Raw genomic sequence first — 11,498 nt, 5'->3', positions numbered from 1 at the left:
GGTGTTGTGCGCGACCGAGGAGGCGCCCGGACCCTCGTTGCCGGCCGAGGTGGACACGAACACGCCCGCCTGGGCCGCGCCGAAGAACGCGAGCTCGACCGCGTCGACCGAGCTGTTCGTGCTGCCGGAGATGGAGTAGTTGATCACGTCCGCGCCGTCGGTGGTCGCGTCCTCGATCGCCTGCACGCTGTCGGAGGTGTAGCAGCCGGCCTCCGGCTCGCCGCGGCCCCAGCAGATCTTGTAGACGGCCAGCCGCGCGTTCGGGGCCATGCCGCTGGCGTTGCCGAACGGCGCGCCCGCGACGGTCACCGGCACGTTGAAGTTGCCCGCGGCGGTGGTGGCGGTGTGGGTGCCGTGGCCGTCCGCGTCCCGGGCCGAGAGGTACTCGTACGGGAAGACGGTCTTGATGTCACCCAGGGCGGCGTTCGCGCCGGCGGTGTAGAACCGCGCGCCGATCACCTTGGTCGTGCAGTCGGAGGCGTCCCACTGCTCACCGGTCTGGCAGGTGCCGGAGAACTGGGGCACCGCCTTGGGCCGGACCAGCGGCTTGACCGACGGGTTCTCCGGCCAGAGGCCCGAGTCGAGGTCGGCGACCACGACACCGGCGCCCGCGTCCCGCTTCGGGCCGCCGAGCTGGTCCCAGATGCCGCCCTTCTTGGTCAGCCCGAGGAACTCCGGCGTCCGGGTGGTGTCGAGCTTGCGCTTCTCGTCCTTGATCACGGCCTTGACGCCGGGCGTGCGGGCCAGCGTGGCCGCGTCGCCGGTGGTCATGCTGGCGGCGAAGCCGTTGAACGTGACGGAGTAGCGGTGCAGGGCGGTCGCGCTGCGGGCGGCCCTGAGCACGCCGTCCTGGCGGCCCTTGAGGTAGCCGCGGTAGCGGGCGACGGCGGGCGCGGCGGCGTCGATCTTGGTGCCGACGGCCGGCTTGGTCCCGGCGTAGCCCGCGACGCCGCCGGTGTAACCGGCGGCCGGCGCGTCGGCCAGCTGGACGAGGTAGGTGGCCTTGGTCTGGGCCGCGGCCGGGGCCGGGGCGGCCTGGGCCACCTGGGCCGAGGCCAGCCCGGCGACCAGAGCGGCCGCACCGAGCAAGGCGGACAGCTGTGTCCGCCGCCGGAGAAGTGAGGAAGCCAACGGTCGTCCTTCCGTACGGGACCGGTGACAGCACGCCCCGAACGGGGCCGGTGAGCCCCCAGGACGTGGAGTCGGCGCCGCGGACCGGGTGGGCCGCGGCCGACGGGTGCGGATTTGGGGAACCGCACGGACGCCGTGCTCGACTACTTAGCGGACTCTTTGCCTGCCCGCCAGCAGATCGGGGAACTCTGCGGCCGTTCGGTCGTATTCAGCTGAAGGGTTCACCCGGTCGGCCGCAAGGCGGTCACGAACCGTCGCCGGTTGCGGGATCGGTTCCGCGACCGTCGGTGGTCTCCGCTCGCGTCCCGCGCAGGGTGGCGCGCAGGTGAGCGAGGCGTTCGCCGGCGCCACGCTCGGCGCCGTGGTCGGTCGGGGCGTAGTAGTCCCGGCCCGCGATCGTGTCCGGCGCGTACTGCTGCTGGGCGACGCCGCCGGGGAAGTCGTGCGCGTACCGGTAGCCCTTGCCGTGGTCGATCTTCTTCGCCCCGGCGTAGTGCGCGTCCCGCAGGTGGCCCGGCACCGGCCCGGCCAGGCCTGCCCGTACGTCGGCCTGGGCCGCGCCGAGCGCCGCCACCACCGCGTTCGACTTCGGCGCCAGCGCGCAGTGGATCACCGCCTGGGACAGGATGATGCCGGCCTCGGGCAGCCCGACCAGCTGGGTCGCCTGGGCCGCGGCGACGGCCAGCGGCAGCGCGGTCGGGTCGGCCTCGCCGATGTCCTCGCTGGCCAGGATCATGATCCGGCGGGCGATGAAGCGCGCGTCCTCCCCCGCCTCGATCATCCGGGCCAGGTAGTGCAGCGCCGCGTCGACGTCCGAGCCGCGCATCGACTTGATGAACGCGCTGGCCACGTCGTAGTGCTGGTCGCCGTCCCGGTCGTAGCGGACCGCGGCCCGGTCGACCGCCGTCTCCAGCGTCTCCAGCGTGATCCGGTCCTCGCCCTTGGCCTGGGCCGCGCCCGCGCCCGCCTCCAGCGCGGTCAGCGCCCGCCGGGCGTCGCCCCCCGCGATCCGCAGCAGGTGGTCGCCGGCGTCCGCGTCCAGGGCCAGCGTCCCGCCGAGACCGCGCTCCTCGGCCAGCGCCCGGCGGATCAGGACCTTGAGGTCCTCGTCGGTCAGTGGCTCCAGGGTGAGCAGCAACGAGCGGGACAGCAGCGGCGACACGATCGAGAAGAACGGGTTCTCGGTCGTCGCCGCGACCAGCGTGACCACCCGGTCCTCCACCGCGCCGAGCAGCGAGTCCTGCTGGGTCTTGGAGAAGCGGTGCACCTCGTCGATGAACAGCACGGTCTGCGCGCCGGACATGCCGAGGTCCCGCTTGGCCCCGGCGATGACCTCGCGGACCTCCTTGACCCCGGCGTTCAGCGCGGAGAGCGGCACGAACCTGCGCCGGGTCGCCTGCGAGACGACGTGCGCGATCGTGGTCTTGCCGGTGCCGGGCGGGCCCCAGAGGATCAGCGACATCGGGGCGTCGCCCTCGACGAGCCGGCGCAGCGGCGTACCCGGCCCGAGCAGGTGGCGCTGGCCGACGATCTCGTCCAGCGTGCGCGGGCGCATCCGGACGGCCAGCGGCGCGGTCGCGGCCGTGGCCTCCTCCGCCGCGGCGTCGAACAGCGTCACGGCACGACGGTACCGCCGCGTCTCACCCGCCCTGTACGTCCCGTCCGGGATGCTGGGGGACGTGTTCGGTGCGATCGGCCGCTTCTGCGTGCGGCGGCGGTGGCTGGTGCTCCTGGGATGGGTGGTGCTGGTCGCCGCGGGCGGGCTGGCCAGCGGCCCGGTCTTCGCCGGGTTGCGGACCACCCAGGCCAGCGACCGGCTCGAGTCGGTCCAGGCGTTCCACCTGATCAGCGACAACGCGACGTACGGCGGGCGGGTGGTCGGGCTGGTCGACGACGTGCCCGTCGCCGACCCGCAGGTGCGGGCTGCGATCACCGCGGCCGCCCGGGACGTCGCCACGCAGCCGCACGTGGGCCGCGTCGTCGACCCGTACGCGGTCCCGGGGCTGGTCGCCACCGACGGGCGCGGGGCCGTCGTCGTGGTCGACCTGGACCGGGACCTCCCCCGGTCCGACCGGGACTCGGCGATCGACGCGGCCTCCGTCCGGCTGCGGGAGCTGACCCGGCAGCTGCCCGGCGCGAGCGTGAAGATGGGCGGCGACCCGCTGCTCGACCGGGAGATCAACCAGCAGGTCGCGGCCGACACCCGGCAGGCCGAGGTGGTCTCGCTGCCGATCACGCTGATCGTGATGGTGGTGATCTTCGCCGGGCTGCTGGCTGCGCTGCTGCCGCTGATCGGGGCGGTCGCGGCGATCGGCGGCGCGTTCCTGTGCCTGCTCGGGTTCTCCGCGTTCCTCACACTGGACCCGAACACCGTGCCGGTGACGACGCTGCTCGGGCTCGGCATCTCGATCGACTACGCGCTGCTGATCGTCAGCCGGTTCCGCGAGGAGCGGGGCGGCGGCCTGTCCGTGCCGGCCGCGATCGAGCGGACCACGGCCACGGCCGGCCGGACGATCGCGTTCTCGGCGCTGACCGTCGCGGTCTCGCTGGCCGCGCTGATGGTGTTCGACGACCCGACCTTCCGGGCCATCGGGGCGGCCGGGTCGGCGGTCGTGGTGGTCGCGCTGCTCGCGGCGCTGACGCTGGTGCCGGCGCTGCTCTCGCTGGTCGGCGGCCGGATCTCGGTCGCCCGCGGGACCGCGCCCGAGCACGGGTTCTTCTCCCGGCTGGCCGGCGGGGTGCAGCGGCGGGCCTGGCCGGTCGCGATCGGGGTGGCCGCGCTGCTGCTGGTGGCCGGGACGCCGCTGCTCTCGCTGCGGCTGGAGAACGGCGGCGGTGCGCTGCTGCCGGACTCGTTCGAGAGCGTGCAGGTCGAGCAGAACCTGACCGTACGGTTCCCCGGGATGGGGACCAGCCCGGTCACCGTGCTGGCGCGGGCGACGCCGCAGCAGCTCGACGCGTACGTGGCCGGGCTGGCCGGGCGGGTCGACCGGGCCGACGTGGCCGGGGTCGGGACGGCCTCGCGGCTGGGCGGGTCGGCGTACTCGTCGGTGGACATCACCCCGACCGGCACCTCCCAGGGGGACGCGGCCACCCGGCTGGTCCACCAGCTGCGGGCGGACCGGCCGCCGTTCCAGAGCTGGGTGACCGGGGACGCGGCCGTGCTGATCGACTTCTCCGGGGCGCTGTGGGACCGGCTGCCGTGGGCGTTCGGGGTGATCGCGATCGCGTTGTTCGTGCTGCTGTTCCTCATGACCGGCTCGGTGCTGGTGCCGCTCAAGGCGCTGGTGATGAACACGATCTCGCTCGGGGCGACGTTCGGGTCGCTGGTCTGGGTGTTCCAGCAGGGGCACCTGGAGGGGCTGCTCGGGTTCACCTCACCCGGGGCGATCGAGACCTGGGTGCCGGTGATCGTGTTCGCCTTCGCCTTCGGCGTCTCGATGGACTACGAGGTCTTCCTGCTGGCCCGGATCAAGGAGCTGTACGACGCCGGCCTCCGCAACGACGAGGCGGTCCGGGTCGGGCTGCAGCGCAGCGGGCGGATCATCACCTCGGCCGCGCTGCTGATCGTGATCGTGTTCTGCGGGTTCGCGGCCGGGCGGATGCTCGGGATCAAGGAGATGGGCTTCGCGCTGGCGGTGGCGGTCGTGGTGGACGCGACGCTGGTGCGCTGCCTGCTGGTGCCGGCCACGATGACGCTGCTCGGCGACCTGAACTGGTGGGCGCCGGGGCCGCTGCGCCGGTTGCACGCCCGGATCGGGGTACGCGAGGGCGGCGTCGTGCCGGCGCCTCGGCGGGAGCTCGAGACCGCCGGCCGGCACCGCGCCGAGGGCGCCGACGACGAGCTCCGCATCACCGCCGACGGCACGATCGCCCGCACCCGCGACTGATCTCCCGCCCAGCCCTCCCCCGGCTGCGGCCTGGCCGTCGGACCCACCGACGCGGCTGTCGACGGCTCCCCCGACGCGGCCGCTCGGCGGGGGTTCCCGACCGGGTTGGCGGGCGTCCCTGAGGGGCCGGTCGGCGGCTCCTGCCGGCGCGGCTGGCGGGTCAGGCCTTGGGGCCGCGGTAGGCGGGCAGGGTGTAGCGGGCGACGACCCGGCCGGAGCCGGTGCGGGCCTCGACCGGGACCGCGGCGGCGGTCAGCCCCGGCACCTTGGCCAGGCCGACCAGGCCCGAGCCGCTGTTGCCGCTCACGGTCAGCACCCGCGCCGCCCGGGCCGGCGTCGCGGGCATCCCCGGCGCGGCCGGCCGGGCCGGGGATGCCGCCGCCAACCGGACCCGGACCGTACGGACCCCGCCGCCGGCGACCGCCAGCACCAGCCCCTCCGCCGCCTTGGCCGGCACGCACCGGCTGACCAGCACCGGCGGCCGCGTCGACGTGGCCTCGGCCGGACCGGTCTCGCCGGTGTCCACGCAGGTCGGCGTCCCGTCGATGCGGACCACGGTGGCCAGGTAGCGGGTGCCGCCCCGGACCGCCTCGTACGCGCGGGCGTCCACCCGGCGGGCCCGGCCGTTGACCCGGATCGCGGTGGTCCGCTCCGGCCCGAGCGCGGCGACCGAGACCGGGCCGGCCAGGCGGCTGCCGATCAGGGCGCCGTCGGCGTACCAGGCCGGGTCGACGGCGGTGGGCAGGCCCAGGTCGAGGGTCTGCCGGTCGAGCTCGACGGCACCGGTGACCGGCGAGAGCCGGCCGGCCAGCACGGTGCCGCTGGACGCCACGACACCGCCGGCCGCGACGACGACCCGCAGCCCGGCCGCGGGCGGCGTGACCGCCTCGCTCAGCCCGTCCTGGTCCACCGCCAGCGACCGGGCGGTGGTGCCGTCGACCGCGACCAGCCCGGTCGTGGCGCCGCCGGCCGGCGGCGGGGCGAGCAGCCGGATCCGGTCGCGGCTGGTCAGCGCGAACAGCGGCACGGCCCGGCCCAGCGGCTCGGTGCCGCGCAGCGTCAGTGCGCCGCCGTCCTCGGTCACCTCGGCGACCCAGCTCTGCCCGGCCGGGTCGGTCCCCTGCAGCAGCACGGTCCGGGCACCGTCGGGGGCGCCGGCGTAGAGCACCGCGGCGGTCGCCGGGCTCTGCCGGGCCGGTACGCCGTCGCGCCAGGTCCGCAGCGCCGTGCGCAGCAGCTCCTGATCCCCGGTCAGCGGGCCGCGCGCGGCCCAGGCCAGCTGCCCGGCGCCGTCGGCCGTGGTCGCCGGGACCGGCCCCGGCGCCGCCGCCACCGGGTCGTCGTGCAGCACCGGGATCAGCACCGCCGCCCCGATCGCCACCACCGCGACCAGCCCGCCGCCCGCGAGCAGCAGCCGTCGCCGCCGGCTCGGCGCCACCGCCGCGACCGGCCGCGCCGCCCGGGCGTCATCGGCGCCGGCGACCCCCGCGCCGTCGGCAGCGGGGACCTCGGCGCCGGGCGCGCCCGGCACGGCGCGCCCGGCCTCCGCCTGCCGGCCGGCCGTTTGTCCGGCGGCCTCCGTTTGCCGGACGCCCTCGGCCTGCCGGACGCCCTCCGCTTGCCGGACGCCCTCCGCTTGCCGGACGCCCTCGGCCTGCCGGGCGCCATCGGCCTGCCGGACGCCATCCGTTTGCCGGACGCCCTCGGCCTGCCGGAGGCCCTCGGCCGCCAGGGTGCGGGCGCCGCCCGCGGCGCTCGCCTCGGCCGGCGCAGCGGCAGCGGCGCCGGGCCAGTTCCGGGCGGGGTCGGCGAGGGCGGCGGGGAGGAGGTCCTCGGGCCGACCGCGCCGGCGCAGGAGACTGCGCAGGGCGGCGAGCCCGGCCTCCGCCTCGGCCGCCGCCGTCGCGGCCGGCACGCCCAGCCGGGCCCCGGCGGCGGCGTCGTCCAGCCCCTCGTCGTACCGGAGGACGAGCACGGCGCGGCGCCGCGGCGGCAACCCGGCCAGCGCCCGCCAGACCGCCTCGCCGGCGTCGTCGGTCGGCAGCGCCGTGCCCAGCGCGGTCTGCCCGACCGCGGGCGCGGACCCGCGCGAGCGCACCGCCCCGGCCGCGACCGCCCGGCGGGCGTGCTCCTCGGCCGCGACCGCGCCGCCGAGCTTGTCCCACCGCCGCCCGGTGTCGGCCAGCGCCCGCTCGGTCACCTTGGCGGCCCGCTCGGCCGACCCGGTCAGCAGGTACGCCTGCCTGTGCAGCGCCTCGGAGCGTGCCGAGGCGAAGTCCGCAAAGCCGTCCTCGTCCCGCATGGTCTCCCGTCCGGCGCTGGAGCCGAGCAGCCGCGTAGCCGCGACCTGCAGAGGGTAGGGGGTGAGCCGACCGCGAACGTCGGTATACAGCCAGTTTCGGGAGGAACGTGTGCGGACCCGCAGCATCGGACCGGTCCAGGTCAGCGCGATCGGCCTGGGCGAGATGCAGCTCTCGCTGGCCGACCGGCCGGACGAGGACCAGGCGATCCGTACCATCCATGCGGCTCTCGACGCCGGCGTGACGCTCATCGACACCGCCGACGCGTACTGCGCGGACGGCTCGGAGATGGGTCACGGCGAGCGGCTGACCGCCACGGCGCTGAAGGCGTACGGGGACACCGAGCACGTGCTGGTCGCGACCAAGGGCGGCCACGTCCGGGACCTCAAGGGTGCCTGGCTCACCGACGGCGCTCCGGCGTACCTGCGCCAGGCCTGTGACGCGAGCCTCACCGCGCTCGGCGTGGACGTGATCGACCTCTACCAGCACCACCGCCCCGACCCGGCGGTCCCGTACGCGGACACCATCGGGACGCTGAAGGAGCTGCACGACGCCGGCAAGGTCCGGATGCTCGGTATCAGCAACGCCGACGAGGCCCAGATCCGGCAGGCCCTGGACATCTGCGGCGACGCCCTGGTGAGCGTCCAGAACCAGTACGCGCCGAACTTCCGCTCCGGCGAGCCCGAGCTGGTCCTCTGCGGCGAGCTCGGGCTGGCGTTCCTGCCCTGGGGCCCGCTCGGCGGGGCCGGCAAGGCGGGCGAGTCCGCCGGCAGCGCGTTCACCGAGGTCGCCGCCGAGCAGGATGTCAGCCCGCAGCAGGTGGCGCTGGCGTGGATGATGGCGAAGTCCCCGGCGGTGATCCCGATCCCGGGGTCGTCCCGGCCGGAGACGATCCGGGACTCGGCGGCCGCCGCCGAGCTGGAGCTGACCGCTGACCAGCTGGCCAGGCTCCGCTGAGCGCACCAGGACCGCACCTGGCCGCGCGACTCGTTGACCCGGCAACCGCGGATGCTTAACGTCCGTGACATAGACAGTGGAACCGGAGGGCGCATGACCCAGGCACTCGGCAGCGCGGACGGCGTCGTCGTCGACGGCCCAGCCGGCGAGCGGTACGGCGAGGTGCTGACCGATCGGGCGCTGGCCCTGGTCGCCCTGCTCCACCGCAGCTACGACGCCCGCCGCCGGCAGCTGCTGGACGCCCGCCAGGAGCGGTACGCGCAGCTGGCGGGGGGCGCCACCCTGGGCTTCCTGGCCGAGACCAAGGACATCCGGGAGGACCCGACCTGGCAGGTGGCGCCGCCCGCGCCCGGCCTGGTCGACCGCCGGGTGGAGATCACCGGCCCGACCGAGAAGAAGATGACGATCAACGCGCTGAACTCGGGCGCGAAGGTGTGGCTGGCCGATCAGGAGGACGCCAACACGCCGCACTGGGGCAACGTCGTGCATGGTCCGCTGAACCTCGGCGACGCGCTGGCCGGGACGCTGGACTTCACCTCGCCGGAGGGCAAGGACTACAAGGTCCGCGACCTGTCCACGACGATCGTGGTCCGGCCCCGTGGCTGGCACCTGCCGGAGAAGCACATCCTGGTCGACGGCGAGCAGACCTCCGGCAGCCTGGTCGACTTCGCCCTGCACCTGACGCACAACGGGCAGGCGCTGCTCGACGCCGGCAAGGGTCCGTACTTCTACCTGCCGAAGATGGAGAGCCACCTCGAGGCCCGGCTCTGGAACGAGGTCTTCGTCGCCGCCCAGGACTTCCTCGGCATCCCGCCGGGCACGATCCGGGCCACGGTGCTCATCGAGACCTACCCGGCCGCGTTCGAGATGAGCGAGATCCTCTACGAGCTGCGCGACCACTCCGCCGGGCTCAACGCCGGCCGCTGGGACTACCTGTTCTCGGTGATCAAGAAGTTCCGCACCCGCGGCCGCGACTTCCTGCTGCCGGACCGCAACTCGGTGACGATGACCGCGCCGTTCATGCGGGCCTACACCGAGCTGCTGGTCAGCACCTGCCACCAGCGCGGGGCGCACGCGATCGGCGGCATGGCCGCGTTCATCCCGAGCCGCCGCGACGCCGAGGTCAACGACGTCGCGATGACCAAGGTCCGGGAGGACAAGACCCGCGAGGCCACCGACGGCTTCGACGGCTCCTGGGTCGCGCACCCGGACCTGGTGCCGCTGTGCAAGGAGGTCTTCGACTCCGTGCTCGGCGACAAGCCGAACCAGCTCGACCGCCGGCGCGAGGACGTGCACGTCGCGGCCGAGCAGCTGCTGGACGTGGCCGCGACCCCGGGCGAGGTGACCGAGGCCGGGCTGCGCAACGACATCAGCGTCGGCATCCAGTACCTCGAGTCCTGGCTGCGCGGCGGCGGCGCGGTCGCGATCTTCAACCTCATGGAGGACGCGGCCACCGCGGAGATCGCCCGCTCCCAGGTCTGGCAGTGGCTGCACAACGACGTCACCCTCGCCGACGGCCAGGTCGTGACCCGCGAGCTGGTCGAGCGGCTCATCGACGAGGAGCTGGCCAAGGTCCGTACCGAGGGACCGGGGCGGAACTGGGACGAGGCGACGGCGCTGTTCTCCGAGATGGCGCTGTCGGACGACTTCTCCGAATTCCTGACCCTGCCCGCGTACGAGCGGATGCCGTAGGGAGCGCTGCCATGGCCGGTCTGTCCGAGCTCGCGAGCCGTCTGCGGACGGAGCTGGGCACCGAGAAGGTGATCGACGACCGGCAGGAGCTGCGTACGTACGAGTGCGACGGGCTCGCCCACTACAAGGTGGTGCCGGGCCTGGTCGTGCTGGCCCGGTCCACCGCGGACGTCGCCGCGGCGGTCCGGGCCTGCAACGACGCCGGGGTGCCGTTCGTGGCCCGGGGCTCGGGCACCGGGCTGTCCGGCGGCGCGCTGCCGCACGCCGACGGCATCCTCATCGTGATGTCCCAGATGCGGGAGATCCTGGAGATCGACCGGGACGGCCAGCGGGCCGTGGTCGAGCCGGGCGTGATCAACCTGCAGGTGACCAGGGCGGCCGCGGCCGGCGGCTACTACTACGCACCGGACCCGTCGAGCCAGCAGGTCTGCTCGATCGGCGGCAACGTCGCGGAGAACTCCGGCGGCGCGCACTGCCTGAAGTACGGTTTCACCACCAACCACGTGCTCGGCGTCGAGTTCGTCGACCCGAGCGGAAACGTGATCGAGATCGGCGGCAAGGCGCCGGACTCCCCCGGCTACGACCTGCTCGGCACGATCGTCGGTTCTGAGGGCACGCTCGGCATCGCCACCCGGGTCACCGTGAAGCTGACCCGGGCGCCGGAGTCGGTGGAGACGCTGCTGGCCGGCTTCGACGACACCGACGCGGCCGGCCAGGCGGTCTCGGCCATCATCGCCGCCGGGGTCATCCCGGCCGCGGTCGAGATGATGGACGCGCTGGCGATCGAGGCGGCCGAGGAGGCCGTCCACTGTGGATACCCCGAGGGCGCGGGCGCCGTGCTGGTGGTCGAGCTGGACGGGCCGGCGTCCGAAGTGGACGCCCAGTTCGCAGACGTGAAGCGGCTGTGCGACCAGGCCGGGGCGTTCGAGCTGCGGGTCGCCGCCGACGACGCCGAGCGGGCGCTGATCTGGCGCGGCCGGAAGTCCGCGTTCGCCGCGGTCGGCCGGATCAGCCCGGACTACATCGTCCAGGACGGGGTGATCCCGCGGACCGCGCTGCCGGAGGTGCTGCGGGCGATCGCGGACCTGTCGGGCCAGTCCGGGGTCCGGGTGGCCAACGTCTTCCACGCCGGCGACGGCAACCTGCACCCGCTGGTGCTCTTCGACGACGCGGTCGACGGCGCGGCCGAGGCGGCCGAGAAGGTCTCCGGCCAGATCCTCGACCTCTGCCTGCAGCACGGCGGCTCGATCACCGGCGAGCACGGCGTCGGCGCGGACAAGGCCAAGCACATGCCGGACATGTTCACCGCCGACGACCTGGACACGATGCAGCTGGTGCGGTGCGCGTTCGACCCGAACGGCCTGTCCAACCCGGGCAAGGTGTTCCCGACGCCGCGGCTGTGCGGCGAGGTGCCGGGCCGGCACCGCGGGGCGCATCCGCTGGTCGAGGCCGGTCTGGCGGAGCAGTTCTGATGAGCCGTCCCACCACGCCCGGCCCGGCCGCGCTGACCGCTCGGCCGGCGAACCCG

General features: G+C 74.7%; 7 protein-coding genes. 4 read left to right on the top strand and 3 right to left on the bottom strand.

Features of this window, described 5'->3' with window-relative positions; all coding sequences use genetic code 11:
* Both VGP36_08815 and VGP36_08810 read right to left on the bottom strand, forming a co-directional pair.
* Nucleotides 1-1,131, bottom strand: a 1,131-nt coding sequence (locus VGP36_08815; GenBank protein HEV7654821.1) for a S8 family serine peptidase, incomplete at its 3' end; no start/stop codon positions are given.
* A 244-nt stretch (nt 1,132-1,375) separates the two neighbouring features.
* Nucleotides 1,376-2,749, bottom strand: a complete 1,374-nt coding sequence (locus VGP36_08810) for a replication-associated recombination protein A (protein HEV7654820.1) — start codon at nt 2,747-2,749, stop codon at nt 1,376-1,378.
* A gap of 61 nt (nt 2,750-2,810) precedes the next feature.
* Between VGP36_08810 and VGP36_08805 the strand changes: the two genes are divergently transcribed.
* Nucleotides 2,811-5,021 carry an MMPL family transporter gene (locus tag VGP36_08805; protein ID HEV7654819.1) on the top strand — a complete coding sequence of 737 codons (2,211 nt, stop codon included), beginning with the start codon at nt 2,811-2,813 and terminating at the stop codon, nt 5,019-5,021.
* A gap of 160 nt (nt 5,022-5,181) precedes the next feature.
* On the opposite strand, the gene VGP36_08800 is transcribed toward VGP36_08805, so the two are convergent.
* Nucleotides 5,182-7,323 (bottom strand): sigma factor-like helix-turn-helix DNA-binding protein, encoded by a 2,142-nt coding sequence (locus VGP36_08800; GenBank protein HEV7654818.1) that lies wholly within the window; start codon nt 7,321-7,323, stop codon nt 5,182-5,184.
* A gap of 109 nt (nt 7,324-7,432) precedes the next feature.
* Between VGP36_08800 and VGP36_08795 the strand changes: the two genes are divergently transcribed.
* The 3 genes from VGP36_08795 to VGP36_08785 all read left to right on the top strand — a co-directional run bounded on the left by VGP36_08795 (nt 7,433) and on the right by VGP36_08785 (nt 11,442).
* Nucleotides 7,433-8,278, top strand: a complete 846-nt coding sequence (locus VGP36_08795; GenBank protein HEV7654817.1) for an aldo/keto reductase — start codon at nt 7,433-7,435, stop codon at nt 8,276-8,278.
* Between the two features lie 93 nt (nt 8,279-8,371).
* Nucleotides 8,372-9,970 (top strand): malate synthase A, encoded by a 1,599-nt coding sequence (gene aceB / locus VGP36_08790; GenBank protein HEV7654816.1) that lies wholly within the window; start codon nt 8,372-8,374, stop codon nt 9,968-9,970.
* A gap of 11 nt (nt 9,971-9,981) precedes the next feature.
* Nucleotides 9,982-11,442 (top strand): FAD-linked oxidase C-terminal domain-containing protein, encoded by a 1,461-nt coding sequence (locus tag VGP36_08785; GenBank protein ID HEV7654815.1) that lies wholly within the window; start codon nt 9,982-9,984, stop codon nt 11,440-11,442.
* The last annotated feature ends 56 nt before the right edge of the window (nt 11,443-11,498 follow it).

This window comes from Mycobacteriales bacterium, assembly GCA_035995165.1.
Classification (GTDB): domain Bacteria; phylum Actinomycetota; class Actinomycetes; order Mycobacteriales; family CADCTP01; genus CADCTP01.
This window is presented reverse-complemented; position numbering and strand designations above follow the sequence as displayed.